We start from the raw sequence: 20,409 nt of genomic DNA on the forward strand, positions 1-20,409 counted from the left end.
GAGGCCTACGAGGCGACCGACGCTCCCGAGTCCGGCACCCCGGCGTAGTCCGGCAGCTCGACCGAGCCGCGCACCGGCTTCCGCCGATGCGCCACCACACCGACACCGACGATCCCGAACTCCACCACCGAACCAATCTCGCCGCCCGGACGAGCGCGCGACCGGGAGCCTACGAGGTGACCGAGGCTCCGGAGTCCGGCACCGCGCCGCAACAACCGAGCACCTCGACCGAGTCGCGACCAATCTCGCCGCCCGGGCGAGCGCGGCGCGACCGGAGGCCTACGAGGCGACCGACGCTCCCGAGTCCGGCACCCCGGCGTAGTCCGGCAGCTCGACCCCGTTGAGCGCGCGCTCGACCAAGGCGCCGAGCGCCTCCATGTCGGGCTCCGGGCTCGGTCCGGCGTCCGGGTCCGGGAGGCCGCGCATCTCGGCGTGCAGCCGGCCGATCTCCTGGTTGGCCTCGACGAACGGCCGCATCCGCCGTTCGTACCCCGCGAACGCGGCCGCCGGGTCCCACCCCGTGGCCGCCAGCTCGCCGGCCAGCAGGTAGGCGCCGACCAGGGCCAGGCCGGTGCCCTGCCCCGACAGCGGCGACGAGCTGAACGCCGCGTCCCCGAGCAGCACCACCCGGCCGCTCGACCAGCGGTCCAGCACCACCTGGGCGACCTGGTCGAGGTAGAAGTCGGGCGTGTCGTCCAGGTGCTCGAGCAGCCGCGGGGTCAGCCAGCCCAGGCCCGCCACCCGCTCGCGCAGCAGGCGCTTCTGGGCCTCGACGTCCCGGTAGTCGACGTCGAAATCGGGCGACACGAAAGAGAACATGGCCATCGCGCGGGTGGCGTCCCCGATCGGCCGCAGCATCGCCGAGCGCCCGGGCTCCTGGTGCTCGAGCACATACGTGTCGAGCCCGAACTCGTTGGGCACGCTGTAGAAGGCCAGCACGTGCCCGAGGTGGCGGACGCACTCCTCGGGCGGCCCGAACACCATCGCCCGCACCGCCGAGTGCAGCCCGTCCGCCCCGACCACGAAGTCGTAACGCCGCCGGTCGCCGCCCGCGAAGACCACGTCGACGCCGTCGCCGTCCTGGGTCAGTTCGGCGATCCGGTCGCCGAAGACGTACTCGACACCGTCGCGGGTGTCGTCGTAGAGCACCCGGGAAAGGTCGCCGCGCAGGATCTCGATCTCCGAGATGTAGCCGTCGCCGCCGTCGTCCTCCGCGCGGAAGGTCTCCAGCACGGTCCCGTCCGCCGCCACGGTGTGCGCGCCGGCGGTCTCGGTGCGGGCCGCGCGCACGGCCGCGTCCAGCCCCATCCGCCGGATGACTTCCCTGGTGACCCCGCGCGCGTCCACGGCCTGCCCGCCGGGACGCAGCGCGGGCGCCCGTTCCACGACGGTCACCTCGGCCCCCCGCCGCCGCAGCCAGTGCGCGATCGCCGGCCCCGCGATGCTCGCTCCGGCCACCAGCACCTTGACACCACTCATCGCGTCCCCCCTGTTCACCGGTCCTCGTCGACCCCCCGGATCGTAGCGGGATCCCGGGCCCGGGCCCGGGGGTCGGCCAGGGTGTCTCCCTGGGGCCACGGGGGCCGGACCGGAGCACAGTGAAGGCACAGCGCGGCGAACCCCGCCGCCACCCCCATCCAGGAGTCCCGATCATGGACATGAAGCTCGAGGTCGTGGTCCTGCCCGTCACCGACGTCGACCGGACCAAGCACTTCTACAAGACCCTCGGCTGGCGCGAAGACGCCGACATCGACTTCGGCGCGTCCCGCGTCGTGCAGCTCACCCCGCCGGGCTCGGCGGCCTCGGTCCACTTCGGCACCGGCCTCACCGACGCCGCCCCCGGGTCGGTCCGCGGCACCTACCTCGTCGTCGACGACATCGAGGCCGCCCGCGCCGAGCTCGCCGGCCACGGCGTCGACGTCAGCGAGGTGTTCCACCGCGACGCGACGGGCGCGTTCGCCCCGGGCGCGCACCCCGACCGCGGCACCTACTCGTCGTTCGCCTCCTTCCACGACCCCGACGGCAACACCTGGCTGCTGCAGGAGATCACCACCCGCTTCCCGGGCCGCGTCGACGGGGTGAGCTACGGCTCCACGCAGCAGCTCGAGGCGGCGCTGCGCGAGGCCGCGGCCGCGCACGGCGAGCACGAGAAGGAGACCGGCGAGTACGACGAGAACTGGCCGGAGTGGTACGCCCGGTACATGGCCGAGCACCAGGACGCCTGAACCCCCCATCACCACCGAGGAGACCGGAAAGATGTCCACGATCCACCTGCGCCAGGCGACCACCGCCACCCCGGAGCAGTTCCTGGCCGCACTGACCGATTTCGGCCCCGAGCGCGCGAAGCTCTTCGGCCGCAGCGCGAACGACTACCTGAAGGTGCACGACCGGAGCCCCGGCCACGCCGACGTCACCGAAGGATCCGGCGGCATCTGGGAGCGGCTGGACTACGACTGGTCCGATCCGGCCCGGGTCGTGATGCGGACGACCGACTCCAACACCTGGGGCGGCGCCTCGGGCCACACCTACACCTTCACCCGGCTGCCGGACGGCACCACCGAGGTCGACGCCGTGGTGGTGCGGGAAGGCAAGAACCTCAAGGGCCGGCTGCTCGGCGCCCTGCTCGGCGTGCTGGGCAAGCGGGTGCTCGGCGGGGAACTGGCGAAGACCGCCAAGGCCGTCGAAGCGCGGTACGCGGGCGCCCGCGACGACGCGTGAGGCGCCGGCCGGCTGCGCTAGGGTTCGGTGACCCGGCACGGCCGTCGCCGGGCGGTCGTGGGAGGTTCGCATGCCGGGGCGTGAGCCGGCGCTGATCGGCCGGCACGGCGAACGCGCCGCTCTCGACCGCCTCCTCGCCGGTGCGCGCTCGGGACAGGGTCAGGTGCTGGTCCTGCGCGGCGAGGCCGGGATCGGCAAGACCGCGCTGCTGGAGTACGCGCACGCGCAGGCCCCGGGGTTCCGGGTCGCGCGCGCCGCCGGTGTCGAAGCCGAGCAGGTGCTCGCCTACGCCGGGCTGCACCAGCTGTGCGCGCCGTTCTTCGACCGGCTCGACCGGCTGCCCGAACCGCAGCGCGACGCGCTCGCCACGGCCTTCGGGCTGAGTGCCGGCGCCCGCCCGACCCGGTTCCTGGTCGGGCTGGCGGTGCTCACGCTGCTCGCCGACGTGGCCGAGGAGCAGCCGCTGCTCTGCCTGGTCGACGACGCGCAGTGGCTCGACCGGATGTCGGCGCTGGTCCTCGCCTTCGCCGCCCGCCGGCTCCTCGCCGAACGGATCGCGGTGGTCTTCGCGGTGCGGGAGCCCGGCCGCGAGCCCGACCTGGCCGGGCTGCCGGAACTGCCGATCGGCGGGCTGGGCGAAGCCGACTCCGAGGCGCTGCTGGCCTCGGTGCTCAAGGGACCGGTGGACAGCCGCGTCCGCGCCCGGATCGTCGCCGAAACCCACGGCAACCCGCTCGCGCTGCTGGAGCTGCCCCGCACCTGGACGGCGGACGGGCCGGCCGACGGGTTCGCCCGGCACGAGGCGATGCCGCTGGCCGGCCGCATCGAAGAGTGCTTCGTCAAGCAGCTCGAGCCGCTGCCCGCCGACACGCGGCGGCTCCTGCTCATCGCCGCCGCCGAGCCGCTCGGCGACGCCACCCTGCTGTGGGCCGCGGCCGGCAAGCTCGGGCTCGGCGCCGACCCCGCGGCCGCGGCGGAAGCGACCGGGCTGATCGAGTTCGGCCGCCGGATCCGGTTCCGCCACCCGCTGGTGCGGTCGGCGGTCTACCGGTCGGCGCCGCCGCAGGACCGCCAGGACGTGCACCGGGCACTGGCGGACGTGACCGACCCGGGCCGCGACCCCGACCGCCGGGCCTGGCACCGCGGGCAGGCGACCGTCTCCCCGGACGAAGACGTGGCGGCCGGTCTCGAACGCTCGGCGGGCCGCGCCCGGGCCCGCGGCGGCCTGGTCGCGGCGGCCGCGTTCCTCGAGCAGGCGGCCGTCCTGACACCCGAACCCGCCCGGCGCGCGCAGCGCGAACTGGCGGCGGCCGCGGTCAAGCGCGACGCCGGCGCGCTCGACGCGGCACTCGGCCTCCTCGACTCGGTGGCGGCCGGGCCGCCGGACGCCGGGCGCGCCGCCGAAGCCGAGCACCTGCGCGGGCAGATCGCGTTCGACCGGCGACGCGGTGGCGACGCGGCCCGGCTCCTGCTCCGCGCGGCCGAACGGCTCTCCCCGCTCGACGCGAACCGGGCCCGCGAGACGTACCTGGAGGCACTGGCGGCGGCGCTGTGGGCCGGTTCGGACCGGGCCGGTCTCGTGGCGGCGGCCGAGGCCACCCGGGCCGCGCCCCCGGCGCCGGTGCCGCCGCGCGCGGTCGACCTCGTCCTGGACGCGCTGGCCACCCGGCTCACCGACGGTCACCAGGCCGCGGCACCGCTGCTCGCCCGGGCGGTGGCGGCAGTCCACGCGCTGGACGTCGGCACCGAGGACACCGGGCGGGTGCTCTGGCTGCTGGGCAACCGGGCGGGCGGCATGGTCGCCACCGAAGCGGCGGACTTCGCGGCGGCACGGGCGTTCGCCACGCGTCAGGTCCAGCTGGCCCGGGACGCCGGCGCGCTCGTGCAGCTGCAGTTCGCCCTCAACTTCCTGGCCGTCAACGAGCTGCTCGCGGGCGAGCTGACCGCGGCGGCGGCCTCGGCCGAGGAGGACCGGGTGATCGCCGAAGCGACCGGCAACGCGCCGGTCGGCTACGCCGCGATGCTGGTCGCCGCGTTCCGCGGGCGCGAGACCCCGGCGGCGGAGCTGTTCGAGGACACCACGCGGGAAGCGTCGGCCCGCGGGCAGCTCCGGCTGGTGACCTTCGCCGACTACGGCCGGGCGGTGCTGTACAACGGCCTCGGCCGCCACGACGCCGCACTGGCCGCCGCCCGCCGGGTGTTCGACCAGGACGTGGTGGGGTTCCAGGGCCTGGTCACCACCGAGCTGGCCGAGGCGGCGTCCCGGACCGGGGACGAGGAGCAGCTCCGGGCCGCGGCCGCCCGGTCGGCCGAGCGCGCTTCGGCGGCCCGGACCGCGGAAGCGCGGGGACTCGACGCCCGCGTGCGTGCGTTGTGCGGCACCGGTCCGGACGCCGACCGCTGCTACCGCGAGTCGATCGAGCACCTCGACGGGACCCCGCTGCGCGCCGACCTCGCCCGCAGCCACCTGCTCTACGGCGAGTGGCTGCGCCGGGAAGGCCACCGCGTGGCCGCCCGGACGCACCTGCACACGGCCGACGAGCAGTTCTCCGCCATGGGGCTGGAGGCGTTCGCCGACCGGGCGCGGCGCGAGCTGCAGGCGACCGGGGAGACCACGCGGAAGCGCACGGTGGAGACCACGGGCGAGCTCACCGCGCAGGAGTTCCAGATCGCCCGGCTCGCCGGGGAAGGCTATTCGAACCCCGAAATCGGCACCCGGCTCTTCCTCAGCCCGCGCACGGTCGAATGGCACCTGCGCAAGATCTTCCCGAAGCTGGGCATCAGCTCCCGCCGCCAGCTGCGCGACGTCGTCCTCGCCGGCGCCGGCACGTAGCCGCCGGCTTCATCCTGCAAGTTGAGTGCACGCCCGTACACTCAATGGGCATGGTCACCTTCGAAGCCGGCACCGCCCGTCCCGTGCGGGGTGGTGCGTGATGGCCGAAGTGGGGATGCGCCCGCCGGTGTCGCCGCTGCGGCGCCGGGCCCTGCGCGCGCTGCGCTGGCTGTTCACCCCCCTGCGGCCGGACGACTACCTCGACCTGATCAACCCGCTCTGGTCGACCCGTGAGCTGCGCGGACGCGTCGAGCGGGTCGAACCCGAGCGCGGCGGCGCGGCCACGGTGCTGATCCGCCCCGGCTACGACTGGGTCGGGCACCGGCCCGGGCAGTACGTGCGGCTGGGCGTCGTCATCGACGGCGTGCACCACTGGCGCGCGTACTCGCTGACGTCGAGCCCGGACCGCGCGGACGGGCTGATCTCGGTCACGCCGAAGCGGGTCGACGGCGGGGTCGTCTCGCCGTACCTGGTCGAGCGGGCGCGGCCCGGCGAGCTCGTCCGGCTGGGCGAGGTCGAAGGCTCGTTCACCCTGCCGGAGCGGCTCGAGCGCGGCCTGCTGTTCGTCACGGCGGGCAGCGGCATCACCCCGGTCATGAGCATGCTGCGGCACCTGGCGCCGGGTCCGGGGCTGCGCGACGTCGTGCACGTCCATTCGGCGCGGGAGGCCGACGGCGTCATCTTCGGTGACGAGCTGGCCGAGCTCGAGCAGCGCCACGACGGCTTCCGGCTCGAGCTGCGCATCACCGGCCGGGACGGCCGGTTCACCCCGGCCGAGCTGGACACCCTGTGCCCGGACTGGCCCGAGCGGGAGACCTACGCCTGCGGCCCGGGCGAACTGCTCGACGCGCTGCAGGCGCACTGGAAGCGCCACGGTGCCGTCGAACGGCTGCACCACGAGCGGTTCCAGCCCATCGTCGGCGGCGAAGGCGCCGACGGGTCCGGCGGCACGGTGCACTTCGCCCACCACAACCTCGACGCGGACTGCCCGCCCGGCACGCCGATCCTCGCCGCCGGCGAGGAAGCGGGCATCGACATGCCCTTCGGCTGCCGGGTCGGGGTGTGCCACACGTGCGTCCTGCCGATCCGGGAAGGCCGGATCCGCGACCTGCGCACGAACGTCGTCAGCGAGAAGCACAACGAGATCGTGCGCACCTGCGTGCACGGCGCCGAAGGCCGGGTCACGGTCGAGCTCTGAAGCGCCAGAAAGGAAACCATGACACCAACGCACCCGTTCGCCCACCTGAGCGCGGACCGCCTCGCCGAACTCGCCCGCGAATTCGACGCCATCCACGACGACGTCCGCGCCGACCTCGGCGAGCGCGACCGCCGATACATCAAGGGCGTCATCCGGCTGCACCGGCAGATCGCGGTGGCCGGCCGGGCCCTCCTGCTGGGTTCCCGGTCCAAGGCGGCCTGGGCGGCGGGCACCGGCTGCCTGGCGGTCGCGAAGATCCTGGAGAACATGGAGATCGGGCACAACGTCCTGCACGGCCAGTGGGACTGGATGAACGACCCGTCGATCCATTCGTCCACTTGGGACTGGGACACCGCCTCGACCGCGACGGCGTGGAAGCATTCGCACAACTACATCCACCACACGTACACGAACATCCGCGGTAAGGACAAGGATCTCGGTTACGAGATCATGCGCATCGACCCGCACCAGAAGTGGCACCCCGCGTACCTGGCCCAGCCGTTCTACAACCTGCTGCTGATGGCCTTCTTCGAATGGGGGGTCGCGGTCCACGACCTCGACGTCGAAGCCATCCGCGCGGGCGAGAAGCCGCTGAAGGACGTGTGGCACGACATCAAGGGCATCTCGGGCAAGGCCCGCGACCAGATCCTGAAGGACTACGTCGGCTGGCCGCTGGTGAGCGCCCTCGCCGCGACCGCCGTGGGACGGCTCGTGCGCCCGGAACCCCGGTCGCGGCGCCGGGTCCTGGCCGACCGCGTCCGCGGCAAGCGGTTCAAGGGAGCGGTCCGCGCCCAGCTCGCGGCCGCCCGCGAGGAGGGCGGCGGCACGTTCGCGGCGACGTTCTGGGCGGACTTCACCGCCAACATCATCCGCAACGTGTGGGCGCACTCGATCATCTTCTGCGGCCACTTCCCCGACCAGACCTACACCTTCAGCCAGGAGGAGGTCCGCGACGAGACCCGCGGCGGCTGGTACGTCCGGCAGCTCGTCGGCGCGGCCAACATCACCGGCTCGCCGCTGTTCCACCTCATGAGCGGCAACCTCGGCTACCAGGTCGAACACCACCTGTTCCCGGACATGCCCAGCAGCCGCTACGCCGAGATCGCCCCGCGGGTCAAGGACATCTGCCGGCGCTACGGCCTGCCGTACAACACCGGACCGCTGTCCCGCCAGCTCGGCACGGTGCACCGCACGATCCTGCGCCTGGCGTTCCCGGGCGGCGAGCCCCGCCCGAAGCCCGGCCCCTACCGCGGCGAGGAGCGGGCCCGCGCCGCCTGACCTCAGGGAAGCGCGATCTCGGCCCAGACGGTCTTCCCGGTGCTGCGCTGCCACTGGCCCCAGGTGACGCTCACCGCGGCGACCGCCCGCAGTCCCCCGCCCCCGGACCGGCGCACGCAGGCGGTGTCCAGGCAGCCGTCGTCGACCTCGACGCACAGCCACCCGGGCCGCCGCAGCAGCCGGACCTGCCGCGGCGGCTCGCCGTGGAGCAGAGCGTTCGTGGCGAGCTCTTCGACGACCCAGACGGCGACGCGCCGCCGATCGTCGGGCAGGTCGGCCAGGAGGCGCTCGGCCCAGGCACGGACCTCGGCGACGTCGCCGAGGTCGTCGGCGACCTCGAGCGCGACGACGCGCAGCTGCTCGTCCGCCCGGGGAAGCTGGTGCGTCGTCATCGGCGGTCGCCTTTCGTCACGGCAGCTGATCGTCGCTGGAGGTACTACCCAGCCGGGAGCCGTCACGAACATGCGCGCCGGTGAGTTCAGCCTGCCGCGCCCACGACCCCCGTCGTCAGCGCCGCGCCGATCGACGCGCGCGTCCTGCTGTTCGGCATGCTCTTCCCCCTCGCTGGTCCTGGTCCTGGTCCTGCCGTCCCTCCGACCGCCGTGGCAAACCTTGCCCGCCGCCGCCCGGCCTGACGAGTCACGGACTGCACAGTGAGTGGCCGCCCTGGTTTCCCGGTGACCAGTGAGCCCGCGTCAGAGCTCCCCGAGAGCCCGCATCGCCAGCCACAGCTCGGGCTTCGCGCTCGGCGCGTGCAGAAGCGAACGCCCCAGCACCCGCTCGATCCTGGCCAGCCGCTTGCGCGCCGCCGGCGCCGAAATACCGAGGGCCGCGGCGGTGGCGGGCAGCCGGGCGTCGGCGCGCAGCCAGGTCCGGACCGTCTCGACGCCGGCCGGGTCGAGGGCGAGCAGCTGGGACCGCGCCCAGACGACCGCGCCCGGGGTGGCCAGCAGGCTCTCCAGCGTGCCGGCTTCCGGTGGCGCGGTGGTCGTCCGGCCGGCTGCGTGCAGGCGCAGGGCGAGCCAGGCGGCCGACTGGTCGGCGACCCGGGTGAAGTCGAGGCCGAGCAGGTTCTCGAGCAGGTGCAAGCGCGCGGACAGCGTGTTGCGGTGGATCTTCAGGTGGTGACAGGCGCCGCCTTCGAAGGTGAGCCAGGAGTTCACCGTGGCCAGGAGCTCCTCGGCGCCGGGGTCGGCCCGCCGCGCCGGGACGTGGCTCAGGCACGGCGCCAGGAACCCCGCCGCCCAGGCGGGGCCGCGGCCGCCGAGGAACGGCGTGAGGTCGGTGCGCCGGTCGAACCGCGCGTACCGGCCGGGCACGCCGCGGGCCACCGCCAGCGCGTGGAACGCCTGTTCGTACCCGAGCGCCGTCTCGCGCAGCGGCAGCTCCTGGCTCGCGCCGATCCGCGCCTCCGGGGCGCGTTCGGCGATCAGCAGGTCCAGCGGCCGGCCGCGGTGCGCCCGCTCCAGGGGCACGAGCGCGATGAGGTGGTGGGGACGGACGGGACAGGGGACGATCCACGCCCGCCCCCGCGCGAACCGTTCGATCCGGTCGGCGACCTCGAGCCGTCGGCCGGGCGGACACTCGACGACGAACACGCGGGCCACGTTCGGCAGCCGGGGCCCCAGGGCCGCGGCCACCCGCCGCGCGGCGGCCAAGCTGCCGGCCATGAGCAGGTGGAGCACGGCTTCGCGGCTGCGCGTCATCGCCGCCGTGACCCGGAGGCGGGTCCGGTCGGCTTCCGCCACCCGCCAGCACAGGCCGAGGATGCGGGCGGCGTCGGCGAGCAGGGCACTGTGCCGTCGTTCCGCCCGGTGGGCGACGACCAGGTAGGGCTCGTCGCCGGTGCCGAGGCGGACGACGTCGATGGTGTCCGGGTCCGCGCACAGCACCGCCGAGGGCGTCCCGCGCCGGTGCATTCCGGCGGCCGCGGCGGCGGCCCCGGCCAGGACCGGCGGGGGCGGGGCGGCGCGGTTCGCCGGCGCCGCAAGGGTTCTGCCGCCGACGTCGATCAGCGCGGCGGTGCCACCGGTGCGCGTCGCGAGCCAGTCGAGCATCGCCCCCACGGCGCCGGGCTCCGTGGCCAGCCGGCTCAGCGCGACGATGTCCCCGGCCCGATCGGCGGAGCCGATTGCCGCGGTCACCCGACCTGGCCCACCGTCGACCACCCCCTGGCACGCGGATTTCACCTTAACGGGAGCGGCTCTCGACCGGAAGAAGCGCGTGAAGGCGTTGTCCCGGCGCGGGAGCCGCTCAGTGCGGCTGGGAGAGATCCCCGGGCGCGATGCCTTTCACCGTGTCCGTGACGGGCTTGTCGAGCTCCGCCTTGCGAGCGGCCGGGTAGACCCAGCGCAGCCCGGCCGCCGCCCTGGGGCCGATGGCCTCGTGCTCGTAGAAGATCCTTCCGTCCCGCTGGAAGCCGGACACTGTGTAGCCGGTCCGGTCGGCGGAGCGGAACGTCACCCGGCCGCACACCCGCCGCGTTGGTTCCCCAGACCGTCAGCGTCGCGCCGAGCGCGGCGTCGGTGAACCGCCGCCCTTCGCCGTTCTCGGGGACCCACGACGACGCCGTGTAGCCCGGCGGCACCGGCGTGCTGAACCCGAACCGGGTGTTCGTGTACGTGCTCCCGTCGGCGGGCCGCTCCGTAGCCGGCGGCGCGGTCGTCGACGGCGCGGCCGGCGCCGTCTTGCCCAGCATCGGTGGAGGGACTTCAGCCGCTCGTCGACCGGCGCCCGCAGGGCGTCGTTGATCCGCTGCCGGACCGCGGCGTCGGCGCCGCCGGACACCTGCGGGTACTGGAGCAGGGCCTCGGGCACCGCGGCCACCGGCACCGGCGCGCCCCCGTGCAGGGCGCGCAGCTGCTCGCTCGTGTCCGCCTCGAACGGCCGCTGTCCGGTGACGCACTGGTAGAACACGCACGTGGCCGCGTACACGTCGGTGGCGGGCACGCCCGGCTGCCCCGCCCACTGCTCCGGCGCCAGGTAGGACGGGGAGCCCGCGGTCAGTCCGTTGTGTCCGTCCAAAGTGGCCAGTCCGAAGTCGACCAGCTTCGACTCGCCCTCCCGCGACACGAGCACGTTGCCCGGCTTGTAGTCCCGGTGGACGACGCCGGCCGCGTGCGCGTCGGCGAGGCCGAGCAGTGAACCCTTCAGGATCGCCAGCGCCGCCTCGGGCGCCAGGACGTTCTCCGTCACCGGCAGTGCGCGCAGCGACACGCCGGGCACCGCTTCCATGACCAGGGCGGCGCCCTGGGGTGTCTAGACGAAGTCGAAGAGCCGGACGACGTGCGGGCTCCGCACACCGGAGAGCAGCCACGCCTCCCGCCGGAACCCGTCGGCGATCCGCGCGTCGGCGAGGAACTCCGCACGCAGGTACTTGATCGCCGCCAGCGTCCCGGAGGCCTCGTGCTTGGCCAGCACGACCCGCCCGAAGCCGCCGCTGCCGAGCACGTCCACTTCGGCGTACCCGGGCACGCTCCAGGTGTCGTTCGGTCACCCTTCGGGGCAATTCACGCAAAAGTGTCACTCGTGCCTGGTCGCGGCGATCACCTCGGCCGCCCGGCGGGGAACACCCGCGGCGATCCGCCCGCCAGCGCCCGGCCGATCCCCCTGGCCGCCGCCATCACCAACGGCGCCAGCGCGCCCGGCGCCGCGCTGCCGGTCCGCACGACGAGCGAGACCGCCGCCGCGAGGGTTCCGTCGGCGGCGAAAACGGGCGCGCCGACGGAAAGGGCGTCGACGGTCACCTGGCCGTCGCTCACCGAGTAGCCGAGCTTGCGGACGTCGGCGAGCATGCGGCGCAGCCGGGCGAGGTCGGAGACGGTCTTCCCGGTGAAGGTCCGCAGGGTCCCGCCGAGCACCTCCTCCTGCACGGCCGCGGGCGCGTGGGCCAGCAGGACGAGCCCGACCCCGGTGGCGTGCAGGGCGAACCGGCCGCCGACGCGGGTCCAGACCGGGACCGCGTCGCGCCCGGCGATGCGCTCGACGAACACCACCTCGAGGCCTTCGCGCACCGCCAGCTGGACGTTTTCGTGGGTCACCTCGTACAGGTCTTCGAGGAACGGCATGGCCGCGTCACGCAGGCCCAGCCCGCGCGGCGCGAGCGACGCCACCTCCCACAGCCGCAGCCCGACGCGGTAGCGGCCCGCGGCGTCGCGCTCCAGCGCGCCCCATTCCACCAGCTCGGCCGCGCGGCGGTGCGCGGTGGCGAGCGAGACGCCCGAGCGGCGGGCCAGCTCGCTCAGGCTGAGCTCGGTGGCCTCCGGCGTGAACGCCTCGAGCAGCGCCAGCACCTTGCTCGTCACCGAGGTGCCGGCGCCGTGCTCGGCTCGCCGGGTCATCGCCTCACGCTACCCGGCGCGTCACAGGTCCAGTACCAGCCGCGGGCCGGCGCAGCGCGACACGCAGATCATCATCACGTCGCCGGCCTCCTGCTCGGCCGCGGTGAGCACGGCGTCGCGGTGGTCGGGCACGCCCGCCAGGACGCCGGTCTCGCACGTCCCGCACGTGCCTTCCCGGCACGACGACAGGACCGGCACGCCGGCCTCCTCCACCACCTCGAGCACCGACCGGTCCGCGGGCACCGCGAGGGTCCGTCCCGACTGCGCGAGCTCGATCTCGAACGCGGCTTGCGCCCCGCTGTCCGGTTTGGCCGTGAACCGCTCCACGTGCAGCGTGCCGGGTGCGCACCGCTCTTCCACCGCCGCCAGCAGCGGCTCCGGCCCGCAGCAGTACACGGCCGCGCCCGGCTCGGCGGCCAGTGCCGCGTCCAGGTCGAGCAGACCGCGCTCGTCCTGCGGCACCAGCTCGACGCGGTCGCCGTAGCGGTCCCGCAGCTCGGCCGCGAACGCCATCGACGCCCGCGTGCGGCCGCCGTACAGCAGCCGCCACCGCGCACCCGCCGCCTCGGCCGCGGCGACCATCGGCACCAGCGGCGTGATGCCGATCCCGCCCGCGACGAACAGGTAGTGCGCCGCCGGTTCGAGCGCGAAGTGGTTGCGCGGGCCGCGCACGCGCAGCGTCTCGCCGTCCGCCAGCCGCTCGTGGACGTGGGCCGACCCGCCCCGGCCCTCCGGTTCCCGCAGCACGGCCACCTGCAGCGCGGACCGGTCGGCCGGGTCTCCGCACAGCGAGTACTGCCGCACGAGCCCGGGGCCCAGCACCAGGTCCAGGTGCGCCCCCGGCTCCCACGCGGGCAGCGCCGCGCCGTCCGGGGCGCGCAGGGTCAGCCGCACGACGTCGTCGGCGAGGCGCTCCTTGGCCGCCAGCACCACGTCCAGCTCCGGGTCGGGCGAACCGCTCATCGGTCCCCCGCCTCGTGGCCGACGGGGTGGGCCAGCAGCCAGTCCCACAGCCGGACGGGGTCCTCCGACTCGTGCTCGGCGCCGCAGTGGCACACCCCGACGAGCACGTCGGTGCCGAGCTTCCAGTGGATGCGGACCACCGCGTCCCCGGACAGCATCGCCACGCGCGCGCTCACGAGGCCGCCAGCTTCGCGAGGATGCGCCGCGCGGCCAGTCCCCCGGTGTCGATGTTGACCGAAAGCTCCTGGTAGCCCTCGGGTTCGGTGGCGATGACGCGTTCGAGGACGTCGAGGGCGCGCACGTCCTGCAGCACGACCGTGCGGTTGTTCTCGGCCAGGAAGTCCGACACGCCCTGGTCCTCGAGGGCGAAGTCCCGGGCCACGGCCCAGAAGTCGTGCGTGCTGTGCTCGGTCTCCGGGGTGATGGCGTAGACGACCTCGACGTGGAACCCGTCGGGATCGGTCCCGTCGTCGTCGGGCAGCACGCCGACGGGCGCGATCCGGCTGTGCAGCAGGTACAGGCACGGCGGGTGGTACTCGATGTCCTGCCAGCGCGTGATCCGGCCTTCGATGCCGGTCGACTTCGCGTAGAACGACGGGCACTCGGCGTCGGCCATGTGCCTGCTGACGTAGATGATGCCGCGGTCTTCGTCGACCTCGGTGGTGATGGGCGTTTCGGCGACCTCCGGCGTCCCGATGTAGCCGCCGTGCAGGTAGGTCTCGTGGGACAGGTCGAGCAGGTTGTCCACGAGCAGTTCGTAGCGCGCGGCGAGCGGTTCCATCCCGCTCACGGTGGTGTAGGCCGGGTCGGCGAGCCACGGCGCGCGCGGGATCGCGGCCGGGTCGGCCAGGTCGCGGTCGCCGATCCAGACCCAGACGAACGAGTCCTGCTCGACCACGGGGTAGGCCGGAACCCGTGCGGTGCGGGGAATCCGTTTCTGTCCCGGAACGGCCACGCACGAACCGGCGCGGTCGTAGGTGAAGCCGTGGTAGCCGCAGATGATCCGGTCGCCGTCGAGGCGGCTCTCCGACAGCGGGTAGCGGCGGTGCACGCAGCGGTCGGCGAGCGCGGTGACTTCGCCGGATTCGGTGCGGTAGAACACGATCGGCTCGCCGAGCACCGTGCGGGCGAACAGCTCACGCCCCACCTCGCGGCCGTAAGCGGCGACGTACCACTGGTTTCGGGCGAACGCTGCCATCACGCCTCAGAGCTCCTTCGGTCGGGGGTCGCCACCCGAAGCTCCCACCCGGCCGTCGCGGCGGCCATCCCGCTTTTCACTGGCTGAAAAGCCCGCCCGGTCACGAAATCGCCCTTCCCGGCACGGCGTTCGACGTACGACCCCACGTTCGCGGGCAGGCAGCGACCGGAAGTGTCCCGCCAGGACAGTCACCACTGACGAAATCCCTTGGCGGGCGGTGACTTCCGCCCGCCGGGAAAGCGGAGGTCAGCCCGTCGTCAGCCGGAGCGTGGCGATCCCGCGCATGTCGAGCGTGGCGCCGGCGGGGCCTTCGGCGTATCGCAGCAGCACCTGGTCGCAGCCGGGGCACCGCGCGATGTACCCCATCGGGGCGCCGTACACCGCCGCCGCGGCGAGGCGATCGGTCCGGCCGCACCCGGCGCAGACCGCCGTCGCGCTCGTGACGTCGGCGGTGAACACGCTGCTCAGCGGGCCCGCCAGGACGTTCCCGTCGATGTGTGCGTCCGTCATCTCACCCTCCGCTCGCTCCGAACCGCTCCGCGCGCACGCGGCCGGGGTCGTGCCCGGCGCCGACCAGCAACCCGGTGACCGTCTCGACGAACGGCGTCGGCCCGCACACGTAGCACGTCGGCTCCTCGGAAGCCGGGATCCCGTGCGCCGTCAGGTCGGCGGCGTCGATCCGGTGGGGCACACGGCCGACGCCGTCCGGCGCTTCCCGCGTGTACAGCACGACCCGCTCCGGTCCGTCCAGTTCGTCGGCGAAGTACACGTCGGCCGGGGTCCGGGCCGAGTAGAGCAGCCGGAACGGTGGCGCGGTCGCCGGGCGGGCGCGCACCATCGCCATCAGCGGGGCGACACCCGAGCCGCCGCCGATCAGCAGGACCGGCTCCGGCTGCTCCGGCCGCCACACGAACCAGCCGCCCAGCGGGCCGAGCACCTCGACGTCGTCGCCGACCTCGAGGTCGCGCACCAGGTAGGGCGAGACTTCCCCGCCGGGCACCAGCTGGACGGTCACCTCGACGAACTCGCCGTCGGCGGGCGCGGACAGCGAGTAGCTGCGCTGCGCGGTGTAGCCGTCCTCGGCGGTGAGCCGGATGTCGACGTGCTGCCCGGCGAGGTGCCCCGGCCAGTCCGGCACGGCGAAGCGGAGGGTGCGCGCGGTGGCCGTCTCGTCGCGGGTTTCGACGAGCCGGGCGGTGAGGCGGCGGCGGCCTAGTCGCCGTCGTAGCGTTGTTCCCGCCACGGGTCTCCGTAGTTGTGGTAGCCGAGCTCTTCCCAGAACCCGGGCTCGTCGTCGGGCAGCAGCTCCAGGCCGCTGACCCACTTGGCGGACTTCCAGAAGTACAGGTGCGGCACGAGCAGCCGCGCGGGCCCGCCGTGCACCGGTTCGAGGGGCTCGCCCTCGAACTCGTAGGCGATCCACGCCTTGCCGTCGAGCAGGTCTTCCAGGGGGAGGTTCGTGGTGTAGCCGCCGGAACTGTGCACCATCGCGTAGTCGGCGGCGGTCTCGACGTCGGCCAGCAGCACGTCGAGCGACACGCCACGCCAGGTCGTGCCGAGCTTCGACCAGCGGGTCACGCAGTGGATGTCGACGGTCGGCTCCTCGGCGGGCAGCGCCGTCAGCTCGGCCCAGTTCCACGAAGTCCGCTCGCCCGCTTCCGTGGTGACCGTGAACGACCAGTCGTCGACGGTCACCGGCGGGGTCGGTCCCGCCGAGAGGACGGGGAAGTCGTCGGTGAGGTACTGGCCCGGCGGCAGGCCGGCGTCGCGCTCGCGCCGCCCTTGGAACCCCCGGCTGAACACGGCCAAGGCACTCCCCTCTCGTCGGGCGCTCACCTTAACCCGCCACGGGCCCGCAACGGGTGTCAGCCTGATTTATAGTCCCACCGTGGCGAGGCACTCCGCGGTGCACCTGGCGAACCTGGACCTCAACCTGCTGGTGGTCCTGCGCGAGCTCCTCGGCGAGCGGAACGTCACCCGCGCGGCGGCCCGGCTCGGGGTGACGCAGCCCGCGGCGAGTGCCGCGCTCGCCCGGCTGCGGCGGCACTTCGGTGACGAACTGCTGGTGCGGTCGGGGAACGGCTACGTGCTGTCCGCACTGGCCGCGCAGCTGGCCGACCAGGTCGAAGCGGTGTGCACCGGCGCGGAGCGGCTCTTCGGCACCGGCCACGACTTCGACCCCGGCTCGTCCGCCCGCGAGTTCACGCTGGTCATGGCGGACTACACGATCGAGGTACTGGGTTCACGGCTGTCGGCGCTGCTCGCCGCGCAGGCGCCGGACGTCCGGCTGCACGTCCGGCTGGTCCGGGAGGCGTTCGCCAGCGACATCGCCGACACGATCCGGCTGATCGACGGGATGGTGGCGCCCCCGGTCAGCCGGTTCGAGCTGCCCGACGTGCGGTCGGTCGCGTTGTTCACCGACCGCTGGGTCTGCGTCGTCGATGCGGCGAACCCGTCCGTGCGGGGCGACGAGCTCGGCCTCGAGCAGCTCGCCGCGATGCCGTGGGTCGCGCCGTTCCACCCGGACCGGGGGTTCCCGCCCGCCGCGCCGATGGGCCGCCAGCTCGCGCTCTTCGGCATTCAGCCGCGCATCCGGGTCCGCGTCGAGAGCTACCAGGCCGTGCCCCACTTCGTCGCGGGCACCGACCGCGTCGCCCTGCTGCAGGAACGCCTCGCGACGCGCGTCGCCGACCGGCTCGGCCTGCGGGTCCTGCCGTGTCCCGGTGATCCGGAGCCGATCGTCGAACGGTTCTGGTGGCACGCCGGCCACGACGGCGACCCGGCCCACCGCTGGCTCCGGACCGTGCTGACCGACCTCGCCCGCGACCTCCGGGTATAAGCCACACTGATGGTTCCGCAGCCCGATTGTCTATTTCCGGGGGCGCGGACGCCCGACCTAGCGTGTGAGCCATGCCGCACCCCCTCACCGAGCTGAAGGTCCGCACCGTCCGCAAGCCCGCCGGTTCCGCCGCCCACCAGGTCTCGGCGGACGTCTGCGTCGTCGGCGCCGGCATCGCCGGGCTGTCCGCGGCGATCGAATCCGCCCGGCTCGGCCGCGACGTCGTGCTCGTCGACGCGCTGCCGGTGCTCGGCGGCCAGATGGTCAACTCGCTGATCGGGTTGTTCTGCGGGGTCTTCGGCAACGCCCCGGACTACCGCCAGCTGACGCACGGCATCTTCGACGACATCTTCCGCGACCTGGGTGCCACGGGCGACCTGTTCCGGCAGCGGCGGCACACGCTCACCGTCGGCTACGACGAAGTGGTGCTCGGCCGGTGGGTCGAGGACACCGTGCGGGAGCACGGCATCCGGGTGATCACCGGCGCGGCGATCACCGGCGTCGTCCGGAGCGGCGACCGCGTCGAGTCGGTCACCTTCGCCACCCGCTACGGCGCCGTGGACGTCGACGCCACCGGGTTCGTGGACGCGAGCGGGGACGCTTCGCTGATCTGGGAGGCAGGCCTGCCCTGCCGCCTGCCGGAGCGGGAGATCTACGGCTCGCAGCAGCTCGTCGTCGAGCACGTCGCCGAAGAGGCCGCGCCCGAACCGGGCGAGCTGGCCGAACGCGTCGGCGCGAAAGCCCGGGAGTACGGCCTGCGCCGCCACGACGGGCTCGCCTTCCACTTTCCCGGCCGCGGCACCGCGGTGCTCAACATGACGCACATCGAGGCACCCCTGGAGCCGATCGCCGCGGCCCGGGCCCAGCTCGAAGGCAAGGCCCAGGCCGACCGCGTGGTGGCGTTCCTGCGGGCCGAGTTCCCCGAAGCGTTCGGGCGCATCCGGGTCCGGGCGTACGGGCTGCCCGGACGGCGGCAGACCCGGTGGGCGCAGGGGGTGCACCAGCTGACCATCGACGAGGTGCGGGCCGGCACCCGCTTCCCCGACGCGGTCGCGCGGACCGCGTGGCCCGTGGAACTGCACGACAGCCCCGAAGGCTACGTGTGGGAGACGTTCGGGCCGGACCACGTGCACTACGTCCCGCTGCGCTCGATGACTCCCCCGGACGTCCACAACGTCCTGGTCGCCGGCCGGTGCGTCGACGGCGACGCGGCCGCGTTGTCGAGCGTGCGCGTGATGGGCCCGTGCGGGGCGATGGGCATGGCGGCGGCGCACGCGCTGGACATCGCCGGGAAGGACAGCGTCCACGACGTCGACCACGGCGAGCTGGCCGGCCGCCTGGCCCGCAACCTCGAGTCCTGAACGGAGGAAAGCGATGGTCCGCAGCGACTTCCCGCCCGGCACCGTCCGCTGGGCCACCCGGCGCGCCCAGTGGCGCGCGCTCGGGCTCACCGACGAAGACCTGGCCAAGCCCAAGATCGCCGTCGTCAACTCCTCGTCGGACCTGGCGATCTGCTTCAGCCACCTCGACCCGATCGCGGCGCGCGTCAAGCAGGGCATCGCCGCCGCCGGCGGGCTGGCGTTCGAGGTGCGCACGACCGCACCGAGCGACTTCATCCACTCGGCCGGGCACGGCGGCGGGTACATCCTCTCGGCGCGCGACCTCATCGTGAACGACATCGAGGTCGGCGTCGAAGGCGCGCAGCTGGACGGGATGGTGTGCCTGGCCAGCTGCGACAAGACCGCGCCCGCCCAGCTGATGGCGGCCGGGCGGCTGAACCTCCCGACGCTGCTCGTCGCCTGCGGCTACCAGCCCAGCGGGTGCTTCCGGGGCGGCCACTGCGACATCGAGGACGTCTTCCTCCACGCCTGCGGGTCGTCCACAGTGGACGATCTCGCCGAGATGAGCGACGGCGCCGTCGGCGGCCCCGGCGTGTGCCCGGGCATGGGCACGGCCAACTCCATGCACGTCGTCGCCGAAGCGCTCGGGATGGCCTTGCCCGGCACCACGCCCGTCGCGGCGAATTCGCCGTCGATGTGGGCCGCGGCCGACGCCGCCGCGGCGCGCATCGTGCGGATGGTGGAAGAGGACCTGCGCCCGCGCCGGATCATGACGGCCGCCGCGTTCGGCAACGCCGTCCGCGTCGCGCTGGCGGTGGGCGCGTCGATCAACACCGTGAAGCACCTCCAGGCGGTGGCCGAAGAGTCCGAAGTGGACGTCGACGTCCTCGGCCGCTACGCCGACCTCGGCCGGGACACCCCGGTCGTGTCGGCGGTCCGGCCGAACGGGCCGCACCTCATCGAGCAGTTCGAGGCCGCGGGCGGCGCGCGGGCGGTGCTGAAACAGCTCGGCGGCCTGATCGACCCAGCACCGATGACCGTCAGCGGCACCACCGTGGGCGGCAACCTGTCCTCGGCCGAAGTCGCGGACCCCGAAGTCATCCGCCCGGCCGATCGGCCGTTCGCCACCGAGCCGTTGATCGTGGTCCTGCGCGGGTCGCTGACCCCGGACGGCGGCATCGTCAAGCTCGCCGTCGGCGACGAGCGCCCGGCCGCGTTCACCGGCCCGGCCCGTTGCTTCGAAAGCCAGGAAGCCGCGGTCGCCGCCCTGGCCGCCGAAAAGATCACCGCGGGCGACGTCGTGGTCGTCCGCGGGCTCGGGCCGCGGGGCCGGCCCGGCATGGGGATGGCGTCGCAGATCGTCTTCGCGCTCGACCGCGCCGGGCTCACCGGCGAGGTCGCGGTCGTCACCGACGGCCAGCTGTCCGGGCTCGTCAACCGCGGCATCGTGGTCGGCGAGGTCCGCCCCGAAGCCGCCGACGGTGGTCCCCTGTCCCTCGTCCGCGACGGCGACACCGTCCACATCGACCTGCCCGCGCGGGTGTGCGACCTGCGCGTCGACGCGGCCGAGCTCGCCGCGAGGCGGCCGGTGCCCGCCGAAGACCACCACGAAACCGGCTGGCTGTCGGTCTACCGGCGCACCGTGCGCCCCCTCGGCCACGGCGCCGTGCTCCGTCCCTAGCGCTCCCCCACGACCAGGAGG

20 protein-coding genes and 1 pseudogene are annotated in these 20,409 nt (G+C 74.0%); 8 read left to right on the top strand and 13 right to left on the bottom strand.

Going from position 1 to position 20,409, the window contains the following annotated elements; translation table 11 throughout:
• Positions 1–5 precede the first annotated feature (5 nt).
• Both ACWEVP_RS40525 and ACWEVP_RS40530 read right to left on the bottom strand, forming a co-directional pair.
• Positions 6–128, bottom strand: coding sequence for a hypothetical protein (locus ACWEVP_RS40525; protein ID WP_452067886.1), 123 nt, complete (start codon positions 126–128; stop codon positions 6–8).
• 151 nt (positions 129–279) lie between these two features.
• On the bottom strand, positions 280–1,479 hold the full coding sequence (locus tag ACWEVP_RS40530) for an FAD-dependent monooxygenase (RefSeq protein WP_452067887.1): 1,200 nt from the start codon (positions 1,477–1,479) through the stop codon (positions 280–282).
• A 173-nt stretch (positions 1,480–1,652) separates the two neighbouring features.
• On the opposite strand from ACWEVP_RS40530, the gene ACWEVP_RS40535 reads away from it, so the two are divergent.
• From ACWEVP_RS40535 to ACWEVP_RS40555, 5 genes are all read left to right on the top strand, one after another.
• On the top strand, positions 1,653–2,225 hold the full coding sequence (locus ACWEVP_RS40535; RefSeq protein ID WP_452067888.1) for a VOC family protein: 573 nt from the start codon (positions 1,653–1,655) through the stop codon (positions 2,223–2,225).
• 31 nt (positions 2,226–2,256) lie between these two features.
• Entirely contained in the window at positions 2,257–2,718 is a 462-nt protein-coding gene (locus ACWEVP_RS40540) for a hypothetical protein (RefSeq protein ID WP_452067889.1), read from the top strand.
• Positions 2,719–2,788: 70 nt separating this feature from the next.
• Positions 2,789–5,551 carry a helix-turn-helix transcriptional regulator gene (locus ACWEVP_RS40545; RefSeq protein ID WP_452067890.1) on the top strand — a complete coding sequence of 921 codons (2,763 nt, stop codon included), beginning with the start codon at positions 2,789–2,791 and terminating at the stop codon, positions 5,549–5,551.
• A gap of 100 nt (positions 5,552–5,651) precedes the next feature.
• Complete coding sequence (locus tag ACWEVP_RS40550; protein ID WP_452067891.1) at positions 5,652–6,749, top strand: ferredoxin reductase; 1,098 nt, start codon at positions 5,652–5,654, stop codon at positions 6,747–6,749.
• A gap of 18 nt (positions 6,750–6,767) precedes the next feature.
• A complete protein-coding gene (locus tag ACWEVP_RS40555; protein ID WP_452067892.1) occupies positions 6,768–8,027 on the top strand; it encodes a fatty acid desaturase family protein in 1,260 nt (419 codons plus the stop codon).
• A gap of 2 nt (positions 8,028–8,029) precedes the next feature.
• Here the strand turns inward: ACWEVP_RS40555 and ACWEVP_RS40560 are convergent, their stop codons facing one another.
• The 11 genes and pseudogenes from ACWEVP_RS40560 to ACWEVP_RS40610 form a co-directional block, all read right to left on the bottom strand.
• Positions 8,030–8,419, bottom strand: coding sequence for an ATP-binding protein (locus ACWEVP_RS40560; protein WP_452067893.1), 390 nt, complete (start codon positions 8,417–8,419; stop codon positions 8,030–8,032).
• A gap of 303 nt (positions 8,420–8,722) precedes the next feature.
• Positions 8,723–10,171: a helix-turn-helix domain-containing protein gene (locus ACWEVP_RS40565; RefSeq protein ID WP_452067894.1), complete on the bottom strand. Its 1,449-nt coding sequence runs from the start codon at positions 10,169–10,171 to the stop codon at positions 8,723–8,725.
• Positions 10,172–10,280: 109 nt separating this feature from the next.
• The gene (locus tag ACWEVP_RS40570; protein ID WP_452067895.1) at positions 10,281–10,490 is read right to left on the bottom strand and encodes a hypothetical protein; all 210 of its coding nucleotides are present in this window, start codon (positions 10,488–10,490) and stop codon (positions 10,281–10,283) included.
• A 36-nt stretch (positions 10,491–10,526) separates the two neighbouring features.
• Positions 10,527–11,501, bottom strand: a pseudogene (locus ACWEVP_RS40575) (serine/threonine-protein kinase).
• A gap of 71 nt (positions 11,502–11,572) precedes the next feature.
• Positions 11,573–12,367 carry an IclR family transcriptional regulator gene (locus ACWEVP_RS40580; RefSeq protein WP_452067896.1) on the bottom strand — a complete coding sequence of 265 codons (795 nt, stop codon included), beginning with the start codon at positions 12,365–12,367 and terminating at the stop codon, positions 11,573–11,575.
• A gap of 21 nt (positions 12,368–12,388) precedes the next feature.
• Entirely contained in the window at positions 12,389–13,330 is a 942-nt protein-coding gene (locus ACWEVP_RS40585; protein ID WP_452067897.1) for a PDR/VanB family oxidoreductase, read from the bottom strand.
• Positions 13,327–13,506 (bottom strand): hypothetical protein, encoded by a 180-nt coding sequence (locus tag ACWEVP_RS40590; protein ID WP_452067898.1) that lies wholly within the window; start codon positions 13,504–13,506, stop codon positions 13,327–13,329. The genes ACWEVP_RS40585 and ACWEVP_RS40590 overlap by 4 nt, the downstream gene beginning before the upstream one ends.
• Positions 13,503–14,528, bottom strand: a complete 1,026-nt coding sequence (locus ACWEVP_RS40595) for an aromatic ring-hydroxylating dioxygenase subunit alpha (RefSeq protein WP_452067899.1) — start codon at positions 14,526–14,528, stop codon at positions 13,503–13,505. The genes ACWEVP_RS40590 and ACWEVP_RS40595 overlap by 4 nt, the downstream gene beginning before the upstream one ends.
• A 246-nt stretch (positions 14,529–14,774) precedes the next feature.
• Complete coding sequence (locus ACWEVP_RS40600; protein WP_452067900.1) at positions 14,775–15,038, bottom strand: DUF6510 family protein; 264 nt, start codon at positions 15,036–15,038, stop codon at positions 14,775–14,777.
• Position 15,039: 1 nt separating this feature from the next.
• Positions 15,040–15,771: a ferredoxin reductase gene (locus tag ACWEVP_RS40605; RefSeq protein ID WP_452067901.1), complete on the bottom strand. Its 732-nt coding sequence runs from the start codon at positions 15,769–15,771 to the stop codon at positions 15,040–15,042.
• Complete coding sequence (locus ACWEVP_RS40610) at positions 15,741–16,337, bottom strand: sulfite oxidase-like oxidoreductase (protein WP_452067902.1); 597 nt, start codon at positions 16,335–16,337, stop codon at positions 15,741–15,743. Before ACWEVP_RS40610 ends, ACWEVP_RS40605 begins: the two co-directional genes overlap by 31 nt.
• A gap of 79 nt (positions 16,338–16,416) precedes the next feature.
• Between ACWEVP_RS40610 and ACWEVP_RS40615 the strand changes: the two genes are divergently transcribed.
• From ACWEVP_RS40615 to ilvD, 3 genes are all read left to right on the top strand, one after another.
• On the top strand, positions 16,417–17,367 hold the full coding sequence (locus ACWEVP_RS40615; RefSeq protein ID WP_452067903.1) for a LysR family transcriptional regulator: 951 nt from the start codon (positions 16,417–16,419) through the stop codon (positions 17,365–17,367).
• Between the two features lie 71 nt (positions 17,368–17,438).
• A complete protein-coding gene (locus ACWEVP_RS40620; RefSeq protein WP_452067904.1) occupies positions 17,439–18,728 on the top strand; it encodes an FAD-dependent oxidoreductase in 1,290 nt (429 codons plus the stop codon).
• 13 nt (positions 18,729–18,741) lie between these two features.
• Positions 18,742–20,388, top strand: coding sequence for a dihydroxy-acid dehydratase (ilvD, locus tag ACWEVP_RS40625; protein ID WP_452067905.1), 1,647 nt, complete (start codon positions 18,742–18,744; stop codon positions 20,386–20,388).
• The last annotated feature ends 21 nt before the right edge of the window (positions 20,389–20,409 follow it).

The sequence above is a fragment of the Amycolatopsis sp. NPDC003865 genome (assembly GCF_053605345.1).

Excerpts from the sequence above, each read along its gene's own strand:
- ACWEVP_RS40530 (WP_452067887.1), bottom strand. The coding sequence starts at position 1,479 with ATGAGTGGTGTCAAGGTGCTGGTGGCCGGAGCGAGCATCGCGGGGCCG.
- ACWEVP_RS40535 (WP_452067888.1), top strand. The coding sequence starts at position 1,653 with ATGGACATGAAGCTCGAGGTCGTGGTCCTGCCCGTCACCGACGTCGAC.
- ACWEVP_RS40540 (WP_452067889.1), top strand. The coding sequence starts at position 2,257 with ATGTCCACGATCCACCTGCGCCAGGCGACCACCGCCACCCCGGAGCAG.
- ACWEVP_RS40545 (WP_452067890.1), top strand. The coding sequence starts at position 2,789 with ATGCCGGGGCGTGAGCCGGCGCTGATCGGCCGGCACGGCGAACGCGCC.
- ACWEVP_RS40550 (WP_452067891.1), top strand. The coding sequence starts at position 5,652 with ATGGCCGAAGTGGGGATGCGCCCGCCGGTGTCGCCGCTGCGGCGCCGG.
- ACWEVP_RS40555 (WP_452067892.1), top strand. The coding sequence starts at position 6,768 with ATGACACCAACGCACCCGTTCGCCCACCTGAGCGCGGACCGCCTCGCC.
- ACWEVP_RS40560 (WP_452067893.1), bottom strand. The coding sequence starts at position 8,419 with ATGACGACGCACCAGCTTCCCCGGGCGGACGAGCAGCTGCGCGTCGTC.
- ACWEVP_RS40580 (WP_452067896.1), bottom strand. The coding sequence starts at position 12,367 with ATGACCCGGCGAGCCGAGCACGGCGCCGGCACCTCGGTGACGAGCAAG.
- ACWEVP_RS40585 (WP_452067897.1), bottom strand. The coding sequence starts at position 13,330 with ATGAGCGGTTCGCCCGACCCGGAGCTGGACGTGGTGCTGGCGGCCAAG.
- ACWEVP_RS40595 (WP_452067899.1), bottom strand. The coding sequence starts at position 14,528 with ATGGCAGCGTTCGCCCGAAACCAGTGGTACGTCGCCGCTTACGGCCGC.
- ACWEVP_RS40600 (WP_452067900.1), bottom strand. The coding sequence starts at position 15,038 with ATGACGGACGCACACATCGACGGGAACGTCCTGGCGGGCCCGCTGAGC.
- ACWEVP_RS40620 (WP_452067904.1), top strand. The coding sequence starts at position 17,439 with ATGCCGCACCCCCTCACCGAGCTGAAGGTCCGCACCGTCCGCAAGCCC.
- ilvD (WP_452067905.1), top strand. The coding sequence starts at position 18,742 with ATGGTCCGCAGCGACTTCCCGCCCGGCACCGTCCGCTGGGCCACCCGG.